Annotated in this window: 25 protein-coding genes; 12 read left to right on the top strand and 13 right to left on the bottom strand. The window is 73.4% G+C overall.

All coding sequences use genetic code 11. The features are described from left to right. Positions 1–106 precede the first annotated feature (106 nt). The 3 genes from GA0070216_RS24180 to GA0070216_RS24170 all read right to left on the bottom strand — a co-directional run bounded on the left by GA0070216_RS24180 (position 107) and on the right by GA0070216_RS24170 (position 4024). Entirely contained in the window at positions 107–724 is a 618-nt protein-coding gene (locus GA0070216_RS24180; protein WP_091250665.1) for a hypothetical protein, read from the bottom strand. Positions 725–950: 226 nt separating this feature from the next. After that, positions 951–2903: a 5'-methylthioadenosine/S-adenosylhomocysteine nucleosidase family protein gene (locus GA0070216_RS24175; RefSeq protein ID WP_091250661.1), complete on the bottom strand. Its 1953-nt coding sequence runs from the start codon at positions 2901–2903 to the stop codon at positions 951–953. Further along, complete coding sequence (locus GA0070216_RS24170; RefSeq protein WP_218108274.1) at positions 2900–4024, bottom strand: hypothetical protein; 1125 nt, start codon at positions 4022–4024, stop codon at positions 2900–2902. The genes GA0070216_RS24175 and GA0070216_RS24170 overlap by 4 nt, the downstream gene beginning before the upstream one ends. Positions 4025–4289: 265 nt before the next feature. Here GA0070216_RS24170 and GA0070216_RS24165 point away from each other — a divergent pair, with 265 nt between their 5' ends. Next, a complete protein-coding gene (locus GA0070216_RS24165; protein WP_245722675.1) occupies positions 4290–4976 on the top strand; it encodes a Crp/Fnr family transcriptional regulator in 687 nt (228 codons plus the stop codon). 28 nt (positions 4977–5004) lie between these two features. Here the strand turns inward: GA0070216_RS24165 and GA0070216_RS24160 are convergent, their stop codons facing one another. After that, positions 5005–5505 carry a Pycsar system effector family protein gene (locus tag GA0070216_RS24160; protein ID WP_091250654.1) on the bottom strand — a complete coding sequence of 167 codons (501 nt, stop codon included), beginning with the start codon at positions 5503–5505 and terminating at the stop codon, positions 5005–5007. A 473-nt stretch (positions 5506–5978) separates the two neighbouring features. Here GA0070216_RS24160 and GA0070216_RS24155 point away from each other — a divergent pair, with 473 nt between their 5' ends. Genes GA0070216_RS24155 through GA0070216_RS35710 form a run of 5 tightly spaced genes read left to right on the top strand, consistent with a single transcriptional unit; the run spans position 5979 to position 10366 of the window. Next, positions 5979–6785 carry a vWA domain-containing protein gene (locus GA0070216_RS24155; protein WP_141723173.1) on the top strand — a complete coding sequence of 269 codons (807 nt, stop codon included), beginning with the start codon at positions 5979–5981 and terminating at the stop codon, positions 6783–6785. A gap of 45 nt (positions 6786–6830) precedes the next feature. Further along, a complete protein-coding gene (locus GA0070216_RS24150) occupies positions 6831–7604 on the top strand; it encodes a hypothetical protein (RefSeq protein ID WP_091250646.1) in 774 nt (257 codons plus the stop codon). Positions 7605–7618: 14 nt separating this feature from the next. Continuing rightward, the gene (locus GA0070216_RS24145; RefSeq protein WP_091250642.1) at positions 7619–8098 is read left to right on the top strand and encodes a hypothetical protein; all 480 of its coding nucleotides are present in this window, start codon (positions 7619–7621) and stop codon (positions 8096–8098) included. Position 8099: 1 nt separating this feature from the next. Then, the gene (locus tag GA0070216_RS34710) at positions 8100–9158 is read left to right on the top strand and encodes a hypothetical protein (protein ID WP_176739108.1); all 1059 of its coding nucleotides are present in this window, start codon (positions 8100–8102) and stop codon (positions 9156–9158) included. A 2-nt stretch (positions 9159–9160) separates the two neighbouring features. Next, positions 9161–10366: an OmpA family protein gene (locus GA0070216_RS35710; protein WP_176739107.1), complete on the top strand. Its 1206-nt coding sequence runs from the start codon at positions 9161–9163 to the stop codon at positions 10364–10366. 206 nt (positions 10367–10572) lie between these two features. On the opposite strand, the gene GA0070216_RS24135 is transcribed toward GA0070216_RS35710, so the two are convergent. Together GA0070216_RS24135 and GA0070216_RS24130 are read right to left on the bottom strand one after the other, a co-directional pair. Beyond that, complete coding sequence (locus GA0070216_RS24135; RefSeq protein WP_091250639.1) at positions 10573–11331, bottom strand: hypothetical protein; 759 nt, start codon at positions 11329–11331, stop codon at positions 10573–10575. Next, complete coding sequence (locus GA0070216_RS24130) at positions 11328–11825, bottom strand: SigE family RNA polymerase sigma factor (protein ID WP_091250636.1); 498 nt, start codon at positions 11823–11825, stop codon at positions 11328–11330. The genes GA0070216_RS24135 and GA0070216_RS24130 overlap by 4 nt, the downstream gene beginning before the upstream one ends. A gap of 140 nt (positions 11826–11965) precedes the next feature. Between GA0070216_RS24130 and GA0070216_RS24125 the strand changes: the two genes are divergently transcribed. The 3 genes from GA0070216_RS24125 to GA0070216_RS35700 all read left to right on the top strand — a co-directional run bounded on the left by GA0070216_RS24125 (position 11966) and on the right by GA0070216_RS35700 (position 15753). Further along, positions 11966–12829 (top strand): DUF3152 domain-containing protein, encoded by an 864-nt coding sequence (locus GA0070216_RS24125; protein WP_218108273.1) that lies wholly within the window; start codon positions 11966–11968, stop codon positions 12827–12829. A gap of 128 nt (positions 12830–12957) precedes the next feature. Then, the gene (locus tag GA0070216_RS35705) at positions 12958–14703 is read left to right on the top strand and encodes an Hsp70 family protein (protein WP_245722674.1); all 1746 of its coding nucleotides are present in this window, start codon (positions 12958–12960) and stop codon (positions 14701–14703) included. A gap of 15 nt (positions 14704–14718) precedes the next feature. Continuing rightward, positions 14719–15753, top strand: a complete 1035-nt coding sequence (locus GA0070216_RS35700) for an outer membrane protein assembly factor BamB family protein (protein WP_281190460.1) — start codon at positions 14719–14721, stop codon at positions 15751–15753. Between the two features lie 254 nt (positions 15754–16007). Here GA0070216_RS35700 and GA0070216_RS24115 read toward each other — a convergent pair whose 3' ends face one another. Next, a complete protein-coding gene (locus GA0070216_RS24115) occupies positions 16008–16805 on the bottom strand; it encodes a S1 family peptidase (protein WP_091250630.1) in 798 nt (265 codons plus the stop codon). A gap of 331 nt (positions 16806–17136) precedes the next feature. After that, positions 17137–17676: a hypothetical protein gene (locus tag GA0070216_RS24110; RefSeq protein ID WP_091250625.1), complete on the bottom strand. Its 540-nt coding sequence runs from the start codon at positions 17674–17676 to the stop codon at positions 17137–17139. A gap of 121 nt (positions 17677–17797) precedes the next feature. Between GA0070216_RS24110 and GA0070216_RS24105 the strand changes: the two genes are divergently transcribed. Beyond that, positions 17798–18130, top strand: coding sequence for a hypothetical protein (locus tag GA0070216_RS24105; RefSeq protein ID WP_091250622.1), 333 nt, complete (start codon positions 17798–17800; stop codon positions 18128–18130). 50 nt (positions 18131–18180) lie between these two features. Here the strand turns inward: GA0070216_RS24105 and GA0070216_RS24100 are convergent, their stop codons facing one another. The 3 genes from GA0070216_RS24100 to GA0070216_RS24090 form a co-directional block, all read right to left on the bottom strand. Next, positions 18181–18666, bottom strand: coding sequence for a ribose-5-phosphate isomerase (locus tag GA0070216_RS24100; protein WP_091250620.1), 486 nt, complete (start codon positions 18664–18666; stop codon positions 18181–18183). A 117-nt stretch (positions 18667–18783) separates the two neighbouring features. Then, positions 18784–19986 carry a DUF1015 family protein gene (locus GA0070216_RS24095; RefSeq protein WP_091250616.1) on the bottom strand — a complete coding sequence of 401 codons (1203 nt, stop codon included), beginning with the start codon at positions 19984–19986 and terminating at the stop codon, positions 18784–18786. 115 nt (positions 19987–20101) lie between these two features. After that, the gene (locus tag GA0070216_RS24090; RefSeq protein WP_091250612.1) at positions 20102–20725 is read right to left on the bottom strand and encodes a mycothiol-dependent nitroreductase Rv2466c family protein; all 624 of its coding nucleotides are present in this window, start codon (positions 20723–20725) and stop codon (positions 20102–20104) included. Positions 20726–20946: 221 nt separating this feature from the next. On the opposite strand from GA0070216_RS24090, the gene pepN reads away from it, so the two are divergent. Next, a complete protein-coding gene (gene pepN, locus GA0070216_RS24085; protein ID WP_091250608.1) occupies positions 20947–23493 on the top strand; it encodes an aminopeptidase N in 2547 nt (848 codons plus the stop codon). A 140-nt stretch (positions 23494–23633) separates the two neighbouring features. Here the strand turns inward: pepN and GA0070216_RS24080 are convergent, their stop codons facing one another. Both GA0070216_RS24080 and ctaJ read right to left on the bottom strand, forming a co-directional pair. Beyond that, positions 23634–24047, bottom strand: coding sequence for a DUF5130 family protein (locus GA0070216_RS24080; RefSeq protein WP_091250605.1), 414 nt, complete (start codon positions 24045–24047; stop codon positions 23634–23636). Beyond that, the gene (gene ctaJ / locus GA0070216_RS24075; protein WP_483819058.1) at positions 24034–24333 is read right to left on the bottom strand and encodes an aa3-type cytochrome oxidase subunit CtaJ; all 300 of its coding nucleotides are present in this window, start codon (positions 24331–24333) and stop codon (positions 24034–24036) included. The genes GA0070216_RS24080 and ctaJ overlap by 14 nt, the downstream gene beginning before the upstream one ends. Positions 24334–24710: 377 nt before the next feature. On the opposite strand from ctaJ, the gene GA0070216_RS24070 reads away from it, so the two are divergent. Next, the gene (locus tag GA0070216_RS24070; RefSeq protein WP_425413186.1) at positions 24711–25658 is read left to right on the top strand and encodes a poly(ethylene terephthalate) hydrolase family protein; all 948 of its coding nucleotides are present in this window, start codon (positions 24711–24713) and stop codon (positions 25656–25658) included. The last annotated feature ends 4 nt before the right edge of the window (positions 25659–25662 follow it).

Below are 25662 nucleotides of genomic sequence, written 5' to 3'. Positions count from 1 at the left end.
GCGGCTCGAACTCCACCCCGTTGCGCAGGGCGGCCAGCTTGCGCGGGACACGGACCGTGCCCGCTGCTGGTCAACGTCCGAACGCCTCGGCGTCGCCGGCCGCCATCTAGCCCCGGAGCCGCTGCGCCCAGTACACCTGCCCGTCCGACCCCAGGTAGACCAGGGCCAGCAGCAGGTCGGTCATCGCCACCGGCGCGGTTGCCATCGGAAGCTCCGGATCCGGCTCCTCGACGTACGGAAAGAGCGCGACGAAGGTCAGCGGTGAGACCTTCTCGTCTGCCACAGAAAGTCTGCTGCCGTTGCTCCGCCACTCGTCGTCCCCGAACGTGGCGTCGCCCGCGCCCCGTAGCCAGGGATAGCGCTCCGCGATCCGGTGCTCGGTGCCCGCGCTCCCGATAGCGACGGCCTCCTGTGGCGCGGCCACGCTGAAGACCTCCGGCTTGCTGTTGACGCGCTTGTCGATGAGAAAGATCGCGAAGTAGCCGCCATCGAGCGGCTCGGGCGGGGCATGCCAGGAGACCTGGCCGAGCACCAACTGATCGCGGCCGCCGGCAACCGGGGCATGCGCCGTCTCACCGAGCGCAGCCTGCGCCTCCTCGTAGCTGACGAAGGTGAGCGACGACGTGACGGCAAGCGCTTGCGGACCGTACGGCGGCCGGTGGTGCCACCACCGCCAGACAACCACGGAGGCCACCGCCAGGATGACGGCCAGGATGCCTGCCATCAGCCGATTCTTCCGCCACGTCATGCTCCACAGTGCACCACGAGGACACGGATCCCGGAGTAGCCGAGCCGACAGTTGGAGCGCGCCTCATTCCAGATCTGGAACGGGTCCCGCCCAGCCCCCGGATTCGACGGACAGGGGCGCGGAGGCCGCAACCACCGCCGTCGGCAGGAGCGCCGGCTGCCGCGGCACCGGGGGTCGGCCGGCCCGGGAGACGTCGATGCCGTCATCCGGTGCCGGTGGCGTGGCTCAGCAGGCCCAACTCGATCGCGTGCAGGACGAACTCCGTCGCGTTGACCGCCGCCTGGTGCCGGTGGGCATCCGACTTGTCGGCGGTGCCCCAGTCGGAGATGCCCCGGACCGCGATCCAGTCCACCTTGTGCTCGGCGGCGACGCCGTTGAGCAGGTGTGACTCCATGTCACCGGCCACCGCGTCCGGGTGCCGCCGCCGCAGCTCCGCGATCGCCTCGTCGGAGCGGTAGAGAGTGGTGGCACCGACGATCGGACCGATGTGCAGGCCCGACCCGGACCAACTGTCGGCCGCCGCGCCGAGGACGCCGAGCAGTTCCGCGGATGGACTGGGCCGGGGCCCCCGGTCCAGCCGGTGCGGCTCGCCGTCGACTTCGGTGACGGCCTGGTGGGCCACGTCACGGGCCTGACGCGAGACCACGATGTCGCCGAGCGCCTGCTCGCCGGAGTGGAGCCCGCCGAGCGTCCGCTCGCGGGGGCGGAGCCCGAAACAGGTGCCGACGAGCACCAGGTAGTGCGGTCGCCACTGCCCGATGATGCTGGTGGCGACCTGGGCCACCCCGGCCGGGGAGCTGGGGTCGCCGACCGCGCTGGCGAGCATCAGTTCCGCGCCGGCCACGGTGCCGAGCCGGTGGACGGTGTGCGGTGGCCGGCGCTCCGGGTACGGCTCCGACCCGTGTCTGCGGAACACGTCGAGGGTGGCCCGCTGCTCGTCCAGGGTGGCGACCAGGAGCAGGATCTTCCGACGTGCCAACACGGCCTCGGCCTCCTTGTCGAAACGTCTGTTCATCCGGTCGGCCGCCCGCCACACCTGCTGCAACGCCACCGCCGCCACCGGGATCGCCATCAGCGCCATGATGCTCACCAGCCAGCCCAGCAGCGCCATGCCGGGGCTCTGGGGACGCAGGTCCGGCGGGTCGGACAGCAGCAGCCGCTGGCCGAGCCAGCGCAGCGCGTCGCCGTACCCGGTCGGGCGGCCCGCGCACCGGTCGGCACAGGAGCGCCGCTCCTGGTCGGCCACCAGATAGGCCAGCATCAGCAGTACGCCGGCGCAGCCGAAGACGTACCAGAGGAAGAAGTTGGCGGTGTTGAAGGTCCTCGGCGGGCGGCCGGGCACCTGGTCGCGCGGTTCGAGGACGACCACGTCGGTGCCGACCCCGAACGGCAGGCCGACCCGCTGCTGACGTGGCACTGCCTCCCGCATGGCGTCGGTGGTGATGCCGGTGACCAGGCAGAGCAGCACCTCGGTGACGAACACCCCGTTCGGCTGGCCGCCCTGCGACTCGCTGGCGGCGCGCACCCGCCGGTCGACGAGTCGACTGAGCCGGTCGGACACCTCCCGCATCAGTTCGCCCGCCCGACCGGCGTCCAGCTCGTGGCACAGCGGCATCGACCACTGCCGGGCCGGCAACGACTCGGCGGCGAGTTCACCGTCGCGGCGGCGGCGGAAGGTCCGGAGCAGGCCGCGTAGCCCGGTGGCGACGAGACCCGTCATGCAGACCGTGACGTGCAGCAGGCCCAGCAGCACGAGCACGATCGCCGTCCGCCAGAGGTGCAGCGGCACGCAGCCGAGGGCCGCCAGCACCGCCAGGCCCGCCGGCCCGGCGAAGCAGAGCGTCTCCCACCGGCGGTCCACGATCCGCAGCAGCAGGAACCGCAGCCCACCCGCGGTGTACGGCTCGTCCATCGTCATCGGTGGCTTCAGCAGGGCGAACGAGTCCGGGCCCCGCCAGACGAGTCGACCCTCGCGGGCGGCGACGACGAGCAGCACGCTCAGCGGGCCACGGGCCCGGAACCAGCCCATCGTGCCCTCGGGACGCACCGTCCGGTACGCCTGCCGCCCGTGTTCGGCCCGGCGTACCGCGCGGGCCGCCGCCAGGGCGGACGCGAACGACAGGTGTCGGGGGTCCGCGTCTCCGGCAGCGTTCACAGCACCCGCTCCACGGCCGACGTAGCGAAGCCGCGGACCAGCGAACGCAACCGGTCGAAGAGCGGCCCCGCGTCCCGGGCGACCAGGTAGTGCGGCAGGTCGCCGCGTTCCAACTGGTCCCGGGGCCCGGGCGGCGCCATCAGGTACGGCGAGGTCAGGATGACGGCGTACGGGTCGTCGAGGTCGGTGGCGAGGCAGGCCATGCCGGGATAGCCGGGGGTCTGGAGCACCTCCAACCGGTCGGCCGCCGCGCCGTGCCGCTGCTTGAACCGGCGCAGGTCGGTGAGGGCTTCCCGGGTCTTCCCGGCCAGGTCCTCGCCGCGCTGCGCGGACAACAGCCGGGTCGCCTCGGAGGTCGGGTCCATCAGCACGCAGCGGTAGCTGCCGCCCCGGTCGAGGAAGTCGAGGACCGCGTCGCGGAAGTGCGCCGGCCGCTCGGTGGTGACCAGGTAGCGCGACGCGGTCCGCAGCGAGGTGCCCAGATCCACGACCTCGGTGGTCGCGGCCCGGATCATCCGGGTCTTCTCCAGTTGGCTGGGCCGCTCGACGTGGCCGTGCACCGGCACGCCGCCGGCGAGCCCCCGGGTGGCCAGCCAGATCGCGGCGGCACCCCCGGCGCGGGTGTCGGCCGCGAACAGGTGGATCTGCCGGCCCTCGAACTCGCCGACCGGCGTGAACAGTTCGGCGTACGGGCCGGCCACCCGGACCACGTCGGAGGAGACCGCCACGGTGTCCGGCGGGGCGGCCTTCTCCAGGTGCGCCACGAAGTTGATGTCGGGTGAGTAGATGGTGCCCTCGTTGCCCTCGCCCCGGTAGCGGATCGCGCCCTTGTGCACGGCCACCCGCAGCCGCAGGGACCCCTCGATGCCGAGTCGGGCGAACTCGTCGCGCAGATGCGGCAGGTCGAGGGTGAGCAGGCGGTGGACGTATTCGAGGGTGACGTCGCGGGCCACGCTCTCGTCGTCGTCGTGGACGATGAGGAATCCGCCGTCGCCGGCCCACCGCCATGGTCGTGCGTAGCCGACCCGGCGCTGTTCGGCTATCGTGGCGAGCCGTTCGGTCACCTTGCGGTGCAACAGGTCGAATGCCTGCCCGGCCCGATCGCGCGGATTCTGCGCCACGACGTTCGAATGACCAGCCGCATCAACAAAGATCAGAAAGACATTGTCATACGTTCGGTTGACCTGAAAAGTATCCATCGTCAGTTACGCATCCGCTCCACACTGGGCCAGACTTCCGGGCGTCGGCACATCCGGTAACTGTGCCGGAAAATGACGGGAACAACTACATGAGGAGACCGACTTGACGCATCGAGAGGCATCCTCGACCGGCCGGACGAGGCCCACCCCACCGGGCGGCCGGAATGCCGCCGACCATCCGTCGCCCGTGCCGGGTACGTTTCTCGCCCACCTGTCACCGGCCGACCGGGGCCGGCTCGCCGCCATCGCGACAACCCGCCGGCACGCCGCCCGGGTCGACCTGTTCCACCAGGGCGATCCCTCGCAGTACGTGCTGGTGCTGCTCAGCGGCTGGATCAAGGTCACCTCGGTGTCCCGGGACGGCCAGGAGGCCCTGCTCGCCCTGCGGGGACCCGGCGACATCATCGGCGACCTGGCGGCGATCGACGGTGGGGTCCGCTCCGGCACGGTGACCACCCTGACCGCCCTGCGGGCGTACGTCATCGATGGTCCGCAGTTCGTGGACCTGGTGGTCAACCACGCCGGACTTGCCCTCGGCCTGTTGCGGCACCTCACCCGCGGGCTGCGGCAGTCGGACATCAAGCGACTGGAGTACGTCTCCGCCAGCAGCTTCGGCCGGCTGGCCGGCCTGCTGTCGGACCTCGCCGACGCGCACGGTCGAGGGACCCCCGAGGGGATCGTCATCGACCTTCCCCTGTCCCAACGGGAGCTGGCCACCGCCGCCGCGACGTCCCGGGAGGCGGTCGCCCGGGCCATGCGCGCGCTACGGGAACGCGACATCGTCCGCACCGGTCGACGGGAGATCCTGATCGTCGCGCCGGAGGTGCTGCGCGCCCTGCACCAGTCGATCCCGGAGCCCCCGCACCGCGACTGAGCGGCGGCACCGGCACCCGCGCCCCTGCTCACAGCACCGTCCCGACCAGACAGACGCCGCTCGCGGCGAGACTGACGATCGCGCTGCGCACCAGCCAGTACTTGGTGGCGACCCGGGCGCTGGTCCAGCGCAGCTCGGCGAGGGCGGCACCCAGCGGCTGCGTCGCGGTCTGCCGGAGCGCCTCGACGAGGTCGTCCTGGCGCAGGACGTCGCCGAAGTAGGAGACGTGCCTCTCGGGTGAGGCGCCACCGAGCCGGGGCAGCAGCGCGAGCGCGGACATCAGCACCGCCGTGCCCCAGAGCAGGCAGGCCGCCAACCACCATCCGCCGGGTCGCACGACGGCCAGCCCACTGCCGGGCACCGCGGCCAGCGCTGCCGCCGCGACGGTCCCGGCGACGCCGAGCGTCTGGGTCGCCTTCGTGTCGGCCCGGCGCAGCTCGTGCCGGTTGTCGGTGAGCAGTTGGCGCGCGTAGCGCAGGGTCCGCTCGTCATCCGGTCGACCGCCGTCATGTCCATCCGTACCAGCCATGTCACCCAGCGTGCCGCCAACTCCCGTACGCGTCCGCGTCGAAATACACGGTCCGAATGTGTCAGTTGACGCACCATCCGCCGCCGCCGGGCACGAGCATGAATCCATGCGCCATCGATGCCGTACGCCCACAGCCGGGGCGCCGGCACACCGCACCGGCCCGGCCCAGAGACAGATTTCCGTCAGCCGCGAACAGTAGTCGGTCGTCCGACCCGGCGATGCTGCCGAATCAGTTCCCCCCGGGGTTCGCGCGTTCCCGCCGGACACCCTCCCCGACCGGACATCCGAATTCCACCGAACATCGATTCCCGGGTCACCTTCGACCAGTCATCAGCACCGGTTACCCGAAAGCGAGCGTCCGGCGTAGACAGTCGAGGTGGTCATGCCTCTAGGGTCATTCGACATCGTTTCCCCATTCACCCACCAGCGGAACTCTGTCGCAATTCCGACTGACATTCCGAAAGGCATCGCCCATGCGTTTCACGAGCACACCAGCCGTTGCCGACGGCCGGGCGGTACCCGGTCGGGCCGTACTCGACGACGTTGCGGTGCCGACCCGGCCGCCGTGGTGGCGTCGGTTGATCCGTCCACTGCTCACCACCCTGCTGGTCCTGGCGTTGCTGGCTTTCTGCGCGGTGCGCATCCACGACTGGCTGGGCCCACCGGCCAGCCTCGACCAGGCGGTCCTGGAGGGGGCCCGGAAGGTCGCCGGACCGGTCTGCATCGACGAGATCCAGGATGTGTCCGGTTCGATGACGCAGTACACGGCGTTGCGCGAGCAGGCGGTCGACCAGCTCTTCCAGTTCGCCCAACGGGAACTGGAGGCCAGCGACCAACTGGCCGAGGCGGTGTTCAGCGGCACCACCGGGGTGACCATGCCGCCGACGTCGTTGCACGCGCTACCGGCCCGCCGGCCCGCACCCGCACCCGGCGACGGCACGTTGATGGCGCCCGCGATCCGGGCCCTGACCGCCGCGGACCGTCGGGCCGACCGCACCTGCGCCGCGCGGGCCCTCGTCGCCATCACCGACGGGGAGGTGCACGACGATCCGGCCGAGCTGCGCGGCGCGCTGGTCGACGGCGCCTACACCCGGATGTACCTGGTGGTGCCCGGCCTGGCGGGTGGCCGGCCCGGCGCGTTCACCGGTGACGTCCTGGACGGGGTGGTGGTGCGCCGGTTCACCGACGCCCGTCGCCTCGGCGTCATCTTCGGCCAGGTCTTCGCCGAACTCCTCGGCGTCGAACTGCGCCACCGCAAGATCGAGACCGATCGCCCCTGAGCGGACACCCGGCGAGCCCACCGCACACCCGAAGGAGACGCTCCCATGGCACGTCAGACAGCAGCCCTGTCCCACCCGCATTGGGACCGCAGACCGGCGGACCCGATCCGCTACCGCATCACGGCCCGGATCGCCGACTGGTGGAACGGCCGCCAGGACGCCCGCGCCGGACTGCCCGCCGTGGCACCGGACCCCGACCCCACCGAGCCGCCCCACGGCCGGTCCGCCGCCTTCACGCCGCACCTGGAGAAGCTTCGCCGAATGGCGAACGACGCCATGCACCACGAACTGGTGCACCTCCAGCAGGAGGTCGCCGAACCGGCGTACCAGCTCGCGCGGGCCGGGGCGCAGCTCGTGGAGGCGGAACGTGCCCTGACCCGGGCACAGGAGGCGCTGAGAGACCTGAAGGCACCGACCGAGGACGAGCTGAGGGCACGACGGGTCGGCGAGACCGACACCGACGAGTCGGTCGTCCGCAAGCGCCGGCTGGCCCCGTACCTGGAGCGGCGGGCCAGGTTGGAGGCGCACCGCCAGGAGGCCGAGGAGGCACTGGTGCGGCTCCGGCAGACGCGGGCGGAGCTGCAGGAGCGGATCGCCCGGAGCCAGAGCGTCGCGGCGGCCCGGGCCCGCCGCATCCACGAGCACTCCTGGCGGCGCATCGGCAGCTACTGGCAGCGGCTGGTCCGCAAGCACCCCGCCGGTGAGCAGCTCAATCGCACGCTACGACCGGGCGGACCCGAGGTGCCGGGCTGGATCGACCCGGCGGGCGAGCGAGTGACCGCCGGCACCGCCGCCGGGGCACGACCGGAACCGACGTGAGGAGCGAGAACCCCATGAAGACGCTGTGGAACCGTACCGATCGGGCGATCCGCGCGATGCTGTCGCGTCGCCGCTCCACCACCCCACGCCGGCCCACCGACCCCACGACCGGTCCGCTGCGCATCGACGCCCCGAAACCGCTGGACCCGGACCCGCAGCACGAACGCGACGCCGCGGCGGCCCGTGAGCGGGTGTCCCGGCTCGTCGCGGAGCTGGCCCCGCGCGGCACCGACGAGGGCACCGGGGCAGCACTCGACAACATGATCAATTACTGGGCCGACGGGTGGCTCGCCGACATCGAGACCGAGCGCCTCAATGCCCTCACGGTGGTGGACGCCCTGGTCGGCGAGGTCATGCCGAGGCAGGAACGGCTGCGGGTGGCCTGCGAGGGCGCGCTCGACCAGCTCCGACTGGCCCGGGAGAACCACGAACTGGCCCGCACCCTGCTGGCCGGCGAACCCGGTCCCGTCGACCGACGCGTCAGGGAGGGATGACATGACCAGCACGATCACCACCGGCGCCGGCGACCCGCCGCCCCGCAGCAGCATGCCCGGCGGCCGGTACGTCGACACGGCGTTGTTCACCGGCCGCCCGGGTACCGCACTCGGCGGCGTGGCCGAGGTGGGCGTCCTGGTGCTGGCCGCCGGCGCCGACGTCGCAGCCTTCTACAACGCCCTGTCCGCCGGGCTCAACGACCAGCCCTACCTGCTGTACATGCTGGTCGCCGGGTTCACCGCCGTGGCGCTGCTGCTCGCGCACGGCTGCGGGCGGATCTACCGCGACCTCGACCAGCGGGCGTCCGGCGCCCGTTCGCTGGCGCTGTACGTCTGCCTGGCCGGATGGGCCCTGCTGGGCATCGCCGCCTTCGTCTCCCGGCTGCTGCTGGCCGACGAGGACAGCGGCGCCACCTTCGGCGGGTCCGGCGGCGGCGGGGAGGGCTCCCGGACGGCGCAGATGCTGGCGTTGCTCTTCCTCGCGCTGTACTTCGGCACCGGGGCGGCGGCAGCGGTGATCGCCTACTGGAACCACAACTCGCCCGCCCACGCCTACCACCGCAGCAGCCGGCGACTGGCCCGGGCCCGCAAGCTCGCCGAACGGCGGGTGGAGGCGCACGAGAAGCTCGTCTCCCAGCACCGGCAGCGCTACCACGAGTGGGCACGCACCGAAGCCGCCCACGCGGCGGCCCGCGCGAAGCGGCTGGCCCTGGCCGAGGAACTCAAGCAACTGGCCCGGCAGCGGATGGCGGCGGCCGGCCAGGACCCGGCCACCACCGACGGGCTCTTCGCGCCGGACCGGCACCCCGACCCGGTGCCGTCGCCGTACCGCGATCTCCGGCCGGTCGACCCGGACCCGCAACGCACCCCGGTTCCGCAGCACATCGCTGTTCCACGACGCACCCCGGACCCGTCCGGCGGTGGCCCGAAGGCCGGCGCGACCGGTGCCGCCGGACAGCCGACCGCTCGGAGCGGGCCGCTCCCGACGGGCACCTCCCCCTCGGACAGCGCCGCTCCCCCGGACGGCGCACCCCACAACTCCTACCAGCACCGGAGCTGACCATGGCTTTTCTTCTCTCGCCGCACAGCCGGTCCCGAACCGTCCGGCCGCGCCGGGTGGCCCTCGTCGCGGGCCTGCTGCTCGCCGCCGCCGTCCTCACCGGGTGCGACGACCCCCCCAAAGAGGAGCCGGTCGAGGCCGGTTGCCTGCCGTCGGGCGTGGCCATGTCCCTCGCCATCGGGGCCCGGGCGAACAGCCCGACGCCCGCCCTCCCCGAACTGGTCGAGGATCTCGCCCGCAGCGCCGCCCGCAAGCACAAGGGGGTGTCCGTGGTCCAGGTCGACGGACGCGCCGACGTGGACCTGGGGCCGCAGGTCTTCGACAGCAAGGCGGAGAACGGCAACAAGTACGAGAAGGACCTGGCCCGGTGGCTCGACGGGCTGCGTCAGTACGTCGCCAAGATGCAGGCCGACGAGCCAGAGGCCGACGTGCTGAAGGCGCTGGACGTCGCCGCCGCGCAGGTGGGGCCCGGTGACACGGTCGTCCTGGTGGACTCCGGGCTACAGACCACCGCGCCGTTGGACTTCCGCACCAGGGGAACGCTGGACGCCGATCCCACCGAGGTGGTCGAGTTCCTCCGCCGGTCCGACTCGCTGCCGGACCTCACCGACCGGCACGTCCTGCTGGTCGGGGTGGGTGACACCGCGCCGCCGCAGGCGGAGTTGGACGTGGCCCGGCGACGGCACGTGGTCGAGCTCTGGACCGCCGTCGCCAAGGCCGGCGGCGCCCGCTGCGTGGAACTGCGGGAGTCGCCCAACGGCACCCGCAGCGGCATCGACTCGCCACCGGTCAGCGTGGTGCCGGTCGCCGCGATCCCGCCCTTCGCCCCGTGCGGCGACACCGTCCTGCCCGACGAGGGTGCAGTCGGCTTCGTCCCCGACTCGGCGAGGTTCCGGGACCCGAAGGCGGCCCGCGCCGCCCTGACCAAGCTCGCCGCGCTGCTCGCGCAGCGCAAATCCACTGTGGAGCTGATCGGCACCACCTCCTCGGCCGGCACCGAACCGGGCCGGCTGTCGCTGTCCCGGGACCGGGCCAGGGCGGTCGAGGCGGTCCTGCGGGACCTCGGCGTGCCGCCGGGGCGGGTCTCCAGCAAGGGGGTGGGCGACCACTGGCCGAACCGACGACCGGACCGGGGACCGAACGGTGAACTCCTGCCCGGCCCGGCGGCGCAGAACCGCACGGTGGTCGTCCGGATCCTGTGCGGTTGAGCCATCGGGGCCGCCACTTTTTACGGCCGAGCGGAGCAGCCGGTTGCTACGGGTGGTCGAGTGGCTAGACGACAGCGAAAGGGTGCCCCCAACTCGACCGCGACGAAGATCTCGGCCGGGGCAACGGCGGCGGGCACCCGAAGAAGAGGATCGTCATCAACCGGGCGACCGTCACCACCGGCTGACCCCGCCGGTTCTCGACCCGATCAGAGCAGCCGGCCCTCGGCGTCGCGGGCGACGATGCCGTCCAGGCGTACGCCGGGGGCCAGGTCGACCGGGTCGAACCAGAAGACCACCAGGTCCGGGTCCGTGCTCCAACGGGCCAACCGGGCCTCGACCTGCCGCCCGCCGGCGGTGCCGACGATCCGGGTCGCCGGCCCGACGAAGTATCCGAAGGTGGGCACCGCCGGGCGGGGGTCCGAGGGGGCCGCGTCGTCGTAGCCGATCTCGTGGAAGCCCGGCCTCCGATCGGTGCCCCGCACGTCGTTGATCACGATGTCGTCGACCAGCTCGCCGGCCGGGGTGCGGCGACCGGCCATCAACCCGATCGTCACCCCGGGTGCCTCCGGCAGGTCGACCGCGACGACGTAGAACACCCGCTCGTCGGTGCCGTACCGGATGCCGGTGCCCACCACGGCACCGAGGAACTCCCGGCCGGATGCCCCGACGGTCGGGGGTGGGGTAATCAGCCGGGTGGGCGGTGGCGTGGCCGAGGGCGGGGCGGCGGGGCCGGTGACGGCGGAGCCGGGCGGCTGGTCCGGCGTCGACGGCCGGGTCCACCGCACGCCGAGCCCGATGCCGCCGACCAGCAGCACGGAGACCAGCGCCGCCGTGCCCGCCCCGGCGAGCCGGCGGCGTCGGCGCAGCCGCCGGCCGTCACGCATGATCACGGTCAGGTCGAGATCGTCGTGGTACGGCCGTTCGGTCGCCCGCATCGCCCGGCGGAGTTGCTCCAGCTCGTTCATCGGCAGGTCCCCTGGGCCTGCGGGGTCCCGGTGGCGCGCAGCTTCTGCAACGCCCGGGAACCGGTGCTCTTCACCGTGCCGAGCGAGACGCCCAGTTCGCGGGCCACCTGTGCCTCCGGGAGGTCGAAGTAGTGGCGGAGCACGACGATGGCCCGCTCGCGGGGGCTGAGCGTGCCGAGGATGTCGAGCAGCCAGCGGCGGGTGGCCACCTCGTCGGCGACGTCGCCGCGCCGCTGCTCGGGCAGGTCGTCGGTGGGGTACTCGCGGATCGGCCGCCGCCAGCCGTCGACCAGGTGGTTGACCAGCACCGTCCGGGCGTACCCGTAGGCGTCCTCGTCGCGGATCCGGGACCAGGAGGCGTACGTGCGGACCAGGGCGGTCTGCGCGGCGTCCTCGGCCTGGTGGTGGTTGCCGGTCATCAGGAACGCGGCGTGCGTCAGCCGCCCCGAGGCGGACCGGGCGAACTCGACGAACTCGGCGTCACCCCGGGCCATGCCCACTCTTCCCGCTTCCCACGACGGACAGGACGGGCGGGGCGGCCGAAAGGTTGAGTCCGACGGGCGTCAACTGTTCTGCCGGGCCGCTCGTCCTTCCCGCTGCCCAGCGCCGACCGGCGCGGGGCGGAGGGGACACCATGACGAGGAAGGCTACCGCCCGCTCGGGCCGCGCCCTGATCGGTCGATCGGCGATGGCACTGCTGGTGGCGGGATTGCTGCCCGGCTGCGGGACGCCGGCCACCGCAGACCGGGGCACCACGGACCGGGGCACCACGGACCGGGCGGGCGGCACCGACCGGGCCACGGCGGGTCCGACCACCCCGTCGGCCGCATCTCCCGGGCCCGGCATGGCGGCCGGGTCGACGCCGCTCGTATCCGGGCCGGCCGCGATCAGCTATCCGGCGGACGGGGGCAACCGCTGGCAGGTGGCGGCCGGTGAGCCGGCGGCCCCGGCGGGAACCGGCCGGCTGCTGCGGTACCGGGTCGCCGTCGAGCGCGACATCCGGGGACTGCCGGTGGCGGAGTTCGCGGCCGAGGTCAGCGCGACGTTGACGGCCCCGCAGGGATGGACCACGGGCGGGACGCTGCGGCTGTGGCGGGTCGGCCCCGGCGGGCCCGCCGACTTCACCGTCCACCTGGCCACCCCGGGCACCCGGGACGACTTGTGCGGGGACGCGGCGGACGGCTACACCTCGTGCCGCAACGGCGACCGGGTGGTGATCCACGTGGCGCGCTGGGTGAAGGGGGTGCCCCGCTACGGCGCGAGCCTGACCACCTACCGACGGTACGTGGTCAACCACGAGGTCGGGCACCGGCTCGGCCACGGCCACGAGCGGTGCCCGGGGCGGGGCCGACCCGCACCGGTGATGCAGCAGCAGACGCTGGGCCTGCACGGGTGCACCGCGAACGCCTCGCCGTACCGCGACGGGGTGCGTTACGCGGGGCCGGCCGGCGCGTACACCGACGAGATCCCGCCTCCCGAACCGGGCCGTCGGGGCTGAGCGGGCCGGGCGAACCGGCGGTCGTGGCCGGGGCCACGACGTCAGGGAACACGGCCGACGCCGGGGCGGCACGGGCTGCGTACCATGCGGGACCGGGCATCCCCTCGTCCCGGTGGAGGTAGCGACGGATGGCAGGCCAGCAGGACGGATACGCCCTCGGCATCGACCTGGGCACCTCCAACACCGTGGCCGTGCTGCGCTGGCCGGACGGGCGGACCCGGCCGTTGCTCGTCGACGGTCAGCCGATCCTCCCCTCCGGGGTCTACGCCGACACCGACGGCCGGCTGCACGTCGGCCGGGATGCCCAGCGCCTGGCCCAGGCGGACCCGACGCGCTACGAGCCGAACCCGAAACGTCGGGTGGACGACTCGACGGTCCCCCTGGGTGACCGGTCGTACACCCCGGCGGAGCTGCTGGCCGCGACCCTGTGGGCGGTCGCCGCGCAGGCGGTGGCGACGGTGGGGTTCCTGCCCCCGGCGGTGCTCACCTACCCCGCCGCCTGGGAGGCCCCCCGGCGGCAGGTGTTGCACGACGCGTTGACCCTGGCCGGCTGGCCGTCGGCCGCCGAGCACACCCTGTCCGGCCCGGTGCCGGTCGGCACCCGGCTGCTACGGGAGCCGGTCGCGGCGGCCCGCTACTACACCGAGGTGCTACGGCGACCGGTGCCGGTGGGCGAGTCGGTCGCGGTGTTCGACTTCGGCGGCGGCACCCTGGACGTGGCGGTCGTCCGCAACGAGGGCGCCGACCCGTGGGGTGACTCGGGCTTCACGGTGATCGCCACCGGCGGGATGGCCGACCTCGGCGGGCTGGACCTCGACGCCGCCCTGCTCGCCCGGCTCGGTGAGCTGCTCGGCGACGCGCAGGCGGCGCTGTGGGGCCGGCTGACCCGGCCGGAGACGACCGGGCAGTGGCGGGACCGGCAGCAGCTGTGGGACAACGTCCGCGGGGCGAAGGAGATGCTGTCCCGGGTCGCGGTGGCACCGGTCGCGGTGCCCGGCCTGGAGACCGCCGTCCCGCTCACCCGCGAGGACCTGGAACGACTCGCCACTCCCCTGCTGCGGCGGGCCGTCGCCCGTACCCGGGAGGTGGTCGCCGAGGCGGGGCTCACCCCGGACCGGCTCGCCGGGCTCTTCCTCGTCGGCGGATCGTCCCGGGTCCCGCTGGTCGCCCGGCTGCTCCACGCCGAGTTGGGCGTCGCGCCGACCGTGCTGGAACAGCCCGAGTTGCCGGTGGCCGAGGGCGCGCTCACCGACCTGCCGCTGCCCCGTCCGGGCAACCGCCCCGGTCCGGCCGTCGTGGCGGCCCCCGCTGCGGCACCTCCGTCGCCGGTCGCCGCGCACGCCACCGCCGGGCCGGCGGACACACCCCGCACCGCACCCGCACCGGCCGGGTGGACGCCCGGGCCCGTCGGACCACCCGGCACCCTGCCGGCCACGGAGGCGGGCGGGACGCTGGCCGGCACGGCACCTTTCCGCCCCGTCCCGGCCGGTGCACCGGGTCAGGGCGGTCATCCCCCGGTGGTGGCGTCCGGCGGCGTCGGTCATCCCGCCGCGGGCCACCTGCCGGCGCGGCGCGGGCGTCGGGGCTGGTGGATCGGGCTCGGCGCGGGCCTGGCGCTGCTCGGCGTGCTCGGCGCGGCGGCGCTCTGGTTCACCCGGGACCGCTATCCGGCGCTGGAGTTCCACACCCTCACCCAGGTGGCCCGGCCCGCCGCCGACGGGGACCGGCCGACGGCGATGTTCACCAGCGTGGTCGATGATCGCGCCTACCTGGCCGATCAGCTGCCCGACGACCGGCTGACGGTGGTGGCGGTCGACGCCGGCACGGGGAAGCAGGCGTGGCGGAGCACGATCTCGGCGGGCACCCAGCGGTGAACCGGTGTCCGGGCGGTGCCGGGGGCGGTGCTGGCCGTCGCGGACGCGGTCGGCGACAGCACCCCGCGGGACGTGGTGGTGCTCGACGCCGGCAGCGGCCGGGAACGGTGGCGGCTGCCGGTGCACGGGGACGACGCGGTGCACGTCACCCGGGAGACCCTGGTGTGGGTGGACCGCGCCGGCAGCCGCCTGGTCGGGCTGCGGCTGCGCGACGGCCGGCAGGAGTGGGCGCAGGCCAACCCCCGCAGCGAGTACGGCGACACCCGGACCACGGTGCTGCCGGTCGGCACCGAGCAGGCCGTGGTCGGCCCCGCCGGGTTCGACGGTGCCCCCCGCGCCCCCTGGCTCGGCGACGCCGACCGGCTGGTGCAGGTGGGTGCCGACCGGTCGGTCCGGGTGCTCGACATGGACAGCGGGAAGGTGTTGCGCCACCGCGACGGGGTGGCCGACGTCAGCGACCGGATGGTCGCGTACGCCGACCGGTTCTACGTCGTGGCGGAGGACCAGGGATACAAGCTGCTCGGGTACGACCTGGGCAGCTTCGCCGAGCCGACGGTGCTCTACAGCGCGGGCCAGCAGCGGCGGGTCACCGGGTTGGTGGCCTGCGGTGAGCACCGGGCCTGCCTGCTGGAGGTGCCGGAGGGCGACGCCGACCGGACCGAGGTGGTCGCGGCCACCGAGGGCAAGGGCAGCCGGCGCTGGGCGACGCCGGGCGGGGCGGACCTGGTGCCGGTGGGTGAGCACCTGCTCGTCCGGCGGGAGTCGCCGAAGAGCACGGTGAGCCTGTTCGACCCGGCCGGTAAGGCGGTGCTGACCGACCGGAAGGGGACGGCGGTCCGGGTCGACGCCGGCAACCTGCTGGTCTTCGCCGAGACGCCGAGCAGCGTCGAGGACGACCGCAGCGTCGCCGGGGTGTCGAAGGCCGGCGACCTGACCGAGATGGGGGAGCTCCAGGGCGTCCGCAGCGAGTCGTGTGCGTGGAACACCTCGGTGATCGTCTGCGGGGCGGAGCGGGACTTCGTGCTGTACCGGTTCGCCGGGGACGGCTGAGGGCCACCGCCCCGGCGGGGTTCACGCCGCCGTCGGCCGCCACCGCGCCACCGGGCCACACAGGGCCGCCGGCCCACCGGGCCACCGGGCCACCGGGCCACCGGGCCACCGGGCCACCGGGCAGCCCGGCCCGTCGGACACCATCGCGCCACCGACGACCACGGGGGCTGTCGGTGGCGCGATGGTCCCGGGGCGGACCGGGCAGGGCGGTTGCGGACCGGGCGCGGTTGCTCCCGGGTGCGGACCGGGTCGGGTCAGCCGCCGAGGCTGGCGGCGGCGGAGGCGATCGACGAGGCGAACGTGCTCACCTGGGTGTAGACGCCGGGGGCGTTGGGCCGGGCGCAGCCGTCGCCCCAGCTGACGATGCCCACCTGGATCCAGGCGTTCGAGGCGTCGCGGCGGAACATCGGGCCGCCGGAGTCGCCCTGGCAGGTGTCGGTGCCACCGCTGGCGTAGCCGGCGCAGATCTCCTCGGCGGCGACCAGATCACCGGGGTAGGAGGCGGAGCAGCTGGCGTCAGTGACGAAGGGCACCGTGGCCTTGAGCAGGTAACGCTGCTGCGCACCGCCCTCACGGGCCGCACCCCAGCCGGCGATGTTGAAGGTGCCGCTGTCGTACGTGGTGCTGGTGGCGATGGGCAGGGTCGCCTGCGAGGTGACCGGGGTGGCGAGCCGGATGAGCGCCCAGTCCTTGCCGCTGCCGTTGTAGCCGGGGGCCCGGTAGACGTAGTTCGACTTGACCTGGATCCGGCTGCTCGCCTGGAGGTCGACCGCGCCGAGGGTCGCGGTGATGCTGGTGTTCGTGCCGGTGCGGTTCACGCAGTGGGCGGCGGTGAGCACCAACCGGGGGCTGTAGAGCGCCCCGCCGCAGCCCATGGAGAGCCGGACCATGAACGGGAACTCGCCCTGCGCCGCCCGGGTGCCGCCGACGACGGACGGGGCGGTGTCGGGGATGGGCGCGGCGGTGGCCGGGGCGGTCAGGACAAGCGACCCGGCCGTGATCGCCACCAGCGTGGCGGCCATCCGGCCGGTGAGACTGCGCCAACGGTTCACAGGGCCTCCAACCCTCGGCGGCGCGCCTTGTGGGGGCGCCGGTTCGATGGCGGGAGCCTAGAGCGAAAGATTGATGCAGTTCAACATATCGATGGAGTCATACGATCGTGTGCCACCGCACGGGGGGGGTCACCCGACCGGACGGGGATGAAGGCGGCGCGGCGGGGTAAGACAGCGCCCGGCCTGGAGGAGTGTCGACCGGTGTCGCGGGCGAGCCCGCGACCGGACGCGGGCGGACCGGGTCACCACCCGGCCCGCCCGCGGTGCCGCACCCGGGCGCCCTGCGCCCCGCCCGGGGTGCCCGCAGCCCCGCCCGGCGCGTCTGAAGGGCTCAGTTGCCGGTGAGGAAGTTCCAGGCGTCCATCACCCACTGGGTCTGCTGGAGGTAGGCGATACCGACCCCGGCCAGGAACACCCCGGTCACCAGGTGGGCGCCGCGGGCGCTGCGTCGCACCCGGCCCAGTTGGCGCTCCAGGATCACCCGGCCGAGCAGCCGGGAGAGCGCGAAGAGGCCGGCCGCCACCAGCAGGCTGAGCAGGAAGGTGAGCAGCGGGGCGCCCAGGTCGCCCCGGCCGGAGATGGCCCAGATCCCCCAGCAGACGAAGGCGAAGAGCGCACCGGCCGCGCTCCACTCGCCGCCCCTACGCAACTGCTCCACGTGCCAGCTCATCGGCCGACGCGGTGCCGCCGGCTCGGACCAGTCGGACGTGTCGTGGTCGACCACCGGGAACGGCTCGGTGCGCGGAGCCCGGGACTGCCCCACCGAGGCGACGCCCCGGCGGAACGGCTCCCGCTGCGGCGGCACCCCGACACCGGGCTGGGGCGGCACCTCGACGGTCCGCTCGGCCCACGGCTGTGTCTGGTCTGCCATCTCGTTTCCTCCCCATGACCGGTGCCGGCCGTCGACCGGTCCACCACCTCCGAGGGTAGCGAGCGGACAAACTGCCTCGCCCGGCCCGGCCCGCAGGGCTGCCGGGCGGTACGGTCGGTAGATGGCGGATGCGGAACGGCGGCGACGCCGGTTACGGCACCAGCCGGAGGCGACAGACGGCGGCGGCGAGCCTCCGACGGCGGCGACGGCCGAGGTGCACGACGGGACGCCGGCCCCACGGACCCGACGCGGTGGACCGGGGATCGAGGACAGCGAGCGGGGCCTGCGCGGGCTGGTCGGCTCCGGTTCGTCCCAGGTCGGGGTGGGTGCCGCGTTACGGGCCCGGGACGCCGCCCGCCCCACCGGGCAGGACCTGGCCGAGGCCGAGGAACGGCTGGTGATCATCCGACGGAACTGGGTGCCCCGGGAGGACCTGCCCCGCCCCGGGCGGTGACCGGGCCGGCCGGCGGCCGACCCGGTCGAGAGGTCAGGACGAGTCGGGGGTCAGGGCAGCTCGGCGGGTGCGGGCAGGTCGGGCAGTTCGCGGGTGCGCTCGTACTCGGCCACCTGGGCGATCCGCCGGGCGTGCCGCTCGTTGCCGGAGAACGGGGTGGTGAGGAACGCCTCGACGATGGCCGCGGCCTCGTCCAGGGTGTGCTGGCGGGCGCCGACGGCCACCACGTTGGCGTCGTTGTGCTGCCGGCCGAGCTGGGCGGTCTCGACGCTCCAGGCCAGCGCCGCCCGGACGCCGACGACCTTGTTGGCGGCGATCTGCTCGCCGTTGCCGGAGCCGCCGATGACCACGCCCAGGCTGCCCGGGTCGGCCACCACCCGGTCACCGGTGTGCAGGCAGAAGGTCGGGTAGTCGTCGTCGGGGTCGAAGGCGGGCGGGCCGACGTCGACCAGCTCGTATCCCTGCTTGGCCAGGTGATTGGCCAGGTGCACCTTCAACTCGACGCCGGCGTGATCGGATCCCAGGTAGACGCGCATACCGGGCAGTCTGTCAGGGCCGCGCCCCGGCCCGCCGTGGGGGCGGCGTGCCGGGGCGGATTCGTCACAACCGGAAGGGGCGGTACGCCGGGACGGCGACCACCGGTGGGGTCGGGATCAGCGGGGCAGCTCGGCGACGACCAGACCGCCACGCGCCTTCGGGGTGAACCAGGTGCTCTTGCGGGGCATCTTCTCCCGGGCCAGGTTCACCGCGACGAAGTCGTCCACGGTCACCGGGGCGACCAGCACGGCAAGCTCCGCCCGGCCGGCGTCGACCTCGCCGGTGAGCCAGCTCGCCGGGTAGTCACCGCCGACGTAGGTGATCCGCTTGTCGCCCGGGTCGAGGCCGAGCGCGTCGCGCAGCAGCAGCCGTTCGACCAGGGCGTGGTCGAGGTTCTCCAGCCGGGCCGCACCCGCGTCGGGCGGCAGGGTCACCGCGTACCCCTGGCCGGCGAGCCGGAGATGCACGGTGCCGCCGGCCGCCGGGACCTCGACCGGGCCGTCGATCGGGTCGATCTGCGCGCCGGCCGCGCGGAGCCGGTCGAGCAGCTCGTCGGGGGTGCTGGTCAGCTCGCTGACCAGCCGGTTGTAGGGCTGGATGGCGACTGAGGCCGGGGTGGTGATCACCGAGAGGAAGCGCGGGAAGCCGCCGGTCTGCGCGGCCAGGCTGCGGTGGTTGCCGTCGGCGACCACCAGCTCGCCGCCGCCGGCCAGGGCGGTCAACGCGTCCTGCTCCGGGCCGGGGCCGACCAGCCAGATGGCGTGCGTCCGACCGGCCTGGTCGGTGTCGGTGGCGGCCGGCACACCGGCCTGGTCGGTGGCCGACGCGAGCGCGGCGTGCAGCTCGTCGCCGCGCCCGGTCTGCAGCAGCAGTACGGGGGAGAGCAGGTGACCCAGCGCCTCGGCCAGGGCGACCCGCTCCCGCACCTTGGCGATGAAGACGTCCTCGTTGCGGATCACCAGGCCGGGCTCGTCGGCGCTGGTGGAGATCTGGTCGGTGTCGACCATGGCGAACAACCCGTACGCCGACTCCTCCCCCGGGGCGCTGATCCGGTAGAGGACCACCACCTGCTCGGCGGGGGTGTAGCTGCCGTCGGCCTTCGCCTCGGTGAGCCGGGCCACCGCGTCGCCGAGCGAGTCGAGGAAGGACTTCCCCAGGCTCTCCGGCGCCCGGTGGGGCATCTCGATGCCGAGGGCACTGTGCGGGTTCGCCTCGATGATCGCGGTGATCTCCGCGTCGTCGGCGAACTCGTCGTAGTTCTGCGCGCCGGTGCCGCCAGTGGTGATCCAGGCCCGGGCGATCGGATGCACGACCGTCATGGGGGTTGACGCTACCGGCGACGACGGCCCGGGCGACGCCGACCCCGCGCCGGGTCCACCAGATGAACCGTCCCCCGGCGGGGCCCGACCGGGCCGGGCCCCGCCGGGGTCGGGATCAGTCGAAGATCGGGCCCAGCTCGCGGGAGCGCTTCAGCTCGTAGAAGCCGGGGGTGCCGGCGACCAGCAGGACGCCGTCCCAGAGCCGGCCCGCGGCCTCACCCTTGGGCGACGGGGTGATGACCGGGCCGAAGAAGGCGACCTTCTCGCCGTCCGGACCGGGGGCGTGCACCACGGGGGTGCCGACATCGGTGCCGACCGGCCGCATCCCCGCCTCGTGGCTGGCCCGCAGCGCCTCGTCGTATTCCGTGGAGTCGGCGGCGTCGGCGAACGCCGGGTCCAGCCCGACGTCGGCGAGCGCGGCGGTGATCATCTCCCGGCCGAGCGGCTCCTTGCCGAGGTGGATCCGGGTGCCCATCGCGGTGTAGAGCTTCGCCAGCGTCGCACCGCCGTGCGCCTGCTCGACGGCGATGCAGACCCGCACCGGCCCCCAGCCCAGCTGCATCATCTCCTGGTACTGCTCGGGCAACTCCCGGCCCTCGTTGAGCACGGACAGGCTCATCACGTGGTAGCTGATGTCCACCTCCCGGACCTGTTCGACCTCCAGGAGCCAACGGGAGGTGATCCAGGCCCACGGGCACAGCGGGTCGAACCACATGTCGACGGCGACACGTTCGGTCACGGTGGAGTCCCTTCGTGACGTCAGGCACGTCGGCGGACCCGACGTGGCTGATTCGATCCTCACCCCGAACGGCATCGATCGGTAGCGGAATGAGAGCGTGACGTCGACCACCGCAGGGTCGGTGCATGGAAGACTCGGCTCGGGTCGCCGCCACGAGCGGCCGGCAGGGGCTGGCGCAGCCGGAAGGCGGCGAGAGTGGGATGGAGACGAAAGTGCCAGGAGTGCGCAACCTGACCCAGGTCGAGGCCACCGAGCGGGCCCGCCTGCTGGAGGTCACCGGGTACGACATCAACCTCGACCTGTCCACCGCGGTGCAGGCCGAGGGCCGCACCTTCCGGTCGGTGACCGAGGTCAGGTTCCGTTGCGCCGAACCCGGTGCCGGCACCTTCATCGAGACCGCGGCCGAGTCGGTGCGCGCGGCCACGCTCAACGGCGACCCGGTGGACCTCACCGGCTGGTCGGCCGAGAAGGGCCTGGCGTTGACCGGGCTGGCCGCCGAGAACGTGCTCGTGGTGGAGGCCGACTTCGGCTACTCCAACAGCGGGCAGGGCCTGCACCGCACGGTCGACCCGGTGGACGGCGAGACCTATCTCTACAGCCAGTTCGAGACGGCCGACGCGCAGAAGGTCTTCGCGTGCTTCGACCAGCCCGACCTGAAGAGCGTCTACACCTGGCACGCCACCGTCCCGGCGCACTGGCGGGTGGTGTCCAACATGCCCGTCGAGCGGGAGGAGCCGGCCGGCGAGGGGCTCAAGACCGTCCACTTCACCACCTCGGCGCGGATGAGCACCTACGTCACCGCGCTCTGCGCCGGGCCGTACCACGAGGTGCGGGACAGCCACGACGGCATCGACCTGGGGGTCTTCTGCCGGGCGTCGATGGCGCCGCACCTGGAGGCCGACGACCTGTTCCTGATCACCAAGCAGGGCTTCGACTTCTTCCACGAGCAGTTCGGGGTGCGCTACCCGCTGCCCAAGTACGACCAGCTCTGGGTGCCCGACTTCAACGCCGGCGCGATGGAGAACTTCGGCTGCGTCACCCACGCCGAGTCGCACTACCTGTTCCGCTCGCAGGTCACCGACTTCGAGTACGAGCAGCGGGCCAACACGATCCTGCACGAGCTGGCCCACATGTGGTTCGGCGACCTGGTCACCATGCGCTGGTGGAACGACCTGTGGCTCAACGAGTCGTTCGCCGAGTGGGCCAGCCACTGGTGCAACACCCACGCCACCCGGTTCTCCGAGGCGTGGACGACCTTCCTGTCGATCCGCAAGAACTGGGGTTACCGGCAGGACCAGCTCTCCTCCACCCACCCGGTCTACTGCGAGATGCCCGACCTGGAGGCCGTCGAGGTCAACTTCGACGGCATCACGTACGCCAAGGGCGCCAGCGTGCTCAAGCAGCTCGTCGCGTACGTCGGTGAGGAGCCGTTCCTGGCCGGGCTACGGGCGTACTTCGGCAAGCACGCCTGGGGCAACGCCACCTTTGACGACCTGCTGTCGGAGCTGGAGACGGCCTCCGGCCGGGAGTTGCGCAAGTTCGCCGCCCAGTGGTTGGAGACCGCCCAGGTCAACACCCTGCTCCCCGAGGTGACCATCGGCGCCGACGGCGGGTACGAGCGGGTGCTGGTCCGGCAGGAGGCACCGGCCGGTCACCCGACGCTGCGTACCCACCGGATCGGGGTGGGTCTCTACGACCTGACCGACGGTCGGCTGGTCCGCCGGGAACGGGTCGAGGTGGACGTCACCGGCGAGGCGACCGAGTTGTCGGTGCTGCACGGCCGACCGGCCGCCGACGTGCTGCTGCTCAACGACGACGACCTGACCTACACCAAGCTGCGGCTCGACGAGCGGTCGATGGCAACCGTGGTGCAGCACATCGCCGGCTTCGAGTCGTCGCTGGCCCGGGCGCTGTGCTGGACGGCCGCCTGGGACATGGTCCGCGACGCCGAGCTGTCCGCCCGCGACTACGTGGCGCTGGTGCTGGCCGGGCTGCCCGCCGAGACCGACATCAACCTGGTCACCGCCACCCTGCGACAGGCCAGCACCGCGCTGATCTTCTATGCCGACCCGGCCTGGGCGCCGACCGGCTGGGCCGGGCTGTCCCGGACCGCCAAGGACGCGCTGGCGGCGGCCGAGCCGGGCAGCGGCTTCCAACTCGCCTGGGCCCGCGCGTACGCCTCGGCGGCCCGCGCCGACGAGGACCTGGCGACGCTGCGCGGGTGGCTGGCCGGTGCCGACGTGCCCGCCGGCCTGACCATCGACACCGAGCTGCGCTGGACGGTCCTGCAGTCGCTGGTGGCCAACGGGGCGGCCGGCACGACCGAGATCGAGGCGGAGCTGGCCGGCGACCGGACGGCCTCCGGTGAGCGGGAGGCCGCGTACGCGCACGCGCTGGTGCCGACCGAGGCGAACAAGGCGACGGTGTGGTCCCTGCTGACCGGCCCCGACGCGCTGCCGAACTGGCGTAACCGGGCGTTGTTGCAGGGGCTGACCCACCCGACGCAGGTCGCGCTGGTCGCGCCGTACCGGGAGCGCTACTTCGCCACGGTGGCGCAGGTGTGGGCGCAGCGCGACAGCGAGCCGGCACAGGAGTTCGTGCAGTTGGCGTACCCGGCCTACCTGGTCGAGGAGGAGACGGTGGCGGCCACCGACGCGTGGTTGGCCGGCGACGGTCACCCGGCGTCGCTGCGCCGGTTGGTGGCCGAGGGACGCGACGGGGTGGTCCGCGCGCTGAAGGCCCGCGCCCGGGACGCGCACGCCGGCTGAGTCGAGCGGCCCGGGCCGGCGCGGGTGCAAGCCCGCGCCGGCCCCGGAACCGGTCCGCCGGGCCGCCCGCGGATGTGCCGGAGCCCGGTCCGCGTGGTGCGGGCCGGGCTCCGGATTACGTCAGGACGTGCGGGGCGGGCTCAGCCCCGGCCGGCGTGGCTGGCGAGCTGGTCGAGGCCCTGGATGATGCCGCCGGCCAGGTCACCGACGCCGAACGACGCCACCATGGACAGCGCGGCCAGCTTGGCGTACGCGTCGGGGATGCGCTTGCGGGCGTACCTGCCGGTGACGATCTCCAGCTGGCGCTGGTTGGGCGACACGGCGATCAGCACCGACCGGTCCGGCTCGGCGAGCTGGCGGTGCAGCCGCGCGACGTGCTCGCGGACCGGCTCGTCGAGGCCGCCGACGTAGACCGAGAAGACCAGGCCACTGCCCTGGTCGGCCAGGCGCAGCGCCTCGTCGATGCGCAGCAGCTGACGGGTCGAGAACGGGCCGTCCAGCACCTCGGGTGGGGTGCCCGTCCCGGCCTCGGCCGCCTTCTCACCAACGGTCACTTGCGCCTCCGGTTCCACCGGCCGGCGCCTCGATGCCGGCCTGCTGCTGCTTGTGGGTCAGCGCCGGGGCCTGGGCTCCGGCGGCCAGGGCGGTGCCGGCCGAGTCGGTCAGCTGCTCCGGGCGGCCCAGGAACCAGACCGGCGTGAAGTCGAAGCGTCGGCCGGGCCGGTAGCGCTTGGCGCCGCCGCCGCTGCCGTGGTTGGCGGCGTAGACCAGCCCGACGATCACCAGCACCACCGCCGCCGGGATGCCGACGAAGATCAGCAACGTGTCAGTGACAGACAATCCCAACGCCCCCAGGCGGTAAGAGAGACCAGAGCTTCCGGGTCGGGTGGACGATCATGGCGCCGAACTCCCGACTCCGCTGCCATTCACGTTAGCGGAGCCGACGCCCCGCGAGCCTGCGGGGTGCCGATCCCACCTGTCACTCCAGTGTTCCAGTGGCCTCACGGCGGCGACGAGTCGGGTCGGACGTCCCCATCCTGCCGGTTCGACGCCCGGTGTGCCGGGGCGACACGGCCCGCGCGGGTGTGGCGTCCGCCCCATATCCCGCTGACATGACCCGGCCGGGATTGCCGGCCCGCGCGCCGGGGCGCAGAGGATGGCCCGTACCGATCGTCCAGTCTCGATCGGATTCGGTCCACCACCCCCAGGGAGTCCCCGTGCAACCCGTGCCCGCCCTCCACCCCCACCCCGCCCGGTCCCGTCGGCCCTGGCCCCGGCTGGTCGCCCGGCCGCTGCTCGCGCTGGCCCTGGTCGGCGGCGGCGCGGTCGCCCCGCCGAGCGCGACGGCCGCGACCATCGACGGCCGGACCGCCGCAGCGGTCGCCGCCAGCCCCTACGAACGCGGTCCCGCCCCCACGGTGACCAGCATCGAGGCCAGCCGTGGCCCGTTCGCCATCGCCCAGAGCACCGTCGCCGCGTCCGCCGTGAGCGGCTTCCGGGGCGGCACCGTCTACTACCCCACCAGCACCGCCGAGGGCACCTTCGGCGCGGTGGCCATCTCCCCCGGCTACACCGCCAGCCAGTCCAGCGTCGCCTGGCTCGGCCCCCGGCTGGCCTCGCAGGGCTTCGTGGTGATCACCATCGACACCCTCTCCGTGTACGACCAGCCGGCCTCCCGGGGCACCCAACTGCTGGCCGCCCTGGACTACCTGACCGGCAGCAGCGCGGTGCGAACCCGGATCGACCGGAGCCGGCTCGCGGTGATGGGGCACTCGATGGGTGGCGGCGGCAGCCTGTCGGCCGCCAACACCCGGCCGGCGTTGCAGGCGGCCATCCCGCTGACCGGCTGGCACACCGTCAAGAACTGGTCGTCGGTACGGGTGCCGACGCTGGTGATCGGCGCGGAGAACGACAGCACCGCACCGGTGTCGTCACACTCGGAGCCGTTCTACACCAGCCTGCCGGCCAGCCTGGACAAGGCGTACCTGGAGTTGAACGCGGCCGGCCACTCGGCCCCCACCTCGGCGAACGTCACGGTCGCGAAGTACAGCATCTCCTGGCTGAAGCGGTTCATCGACGACGACACCCGCTACGACCAGTTCCTCTGCCCCGCGCCCCGGGGCTCCGCGATCGAGGAGTACCGGGACACCTGCCCGCACTCCTGACCGC

Source organism: Micromonospora matsumotoense, assembly GCF_900091525.1.
Classification (GTDB): Bacteria; Actinomycetota; Actinomycetes; order Mycobacteriales; family Micromonosporaceae; genus Micromonospora; species Micromonospora matsumotoensis.
This window is presented reverse-complemented; position numbering and strand designations above follow the sequence as displayed.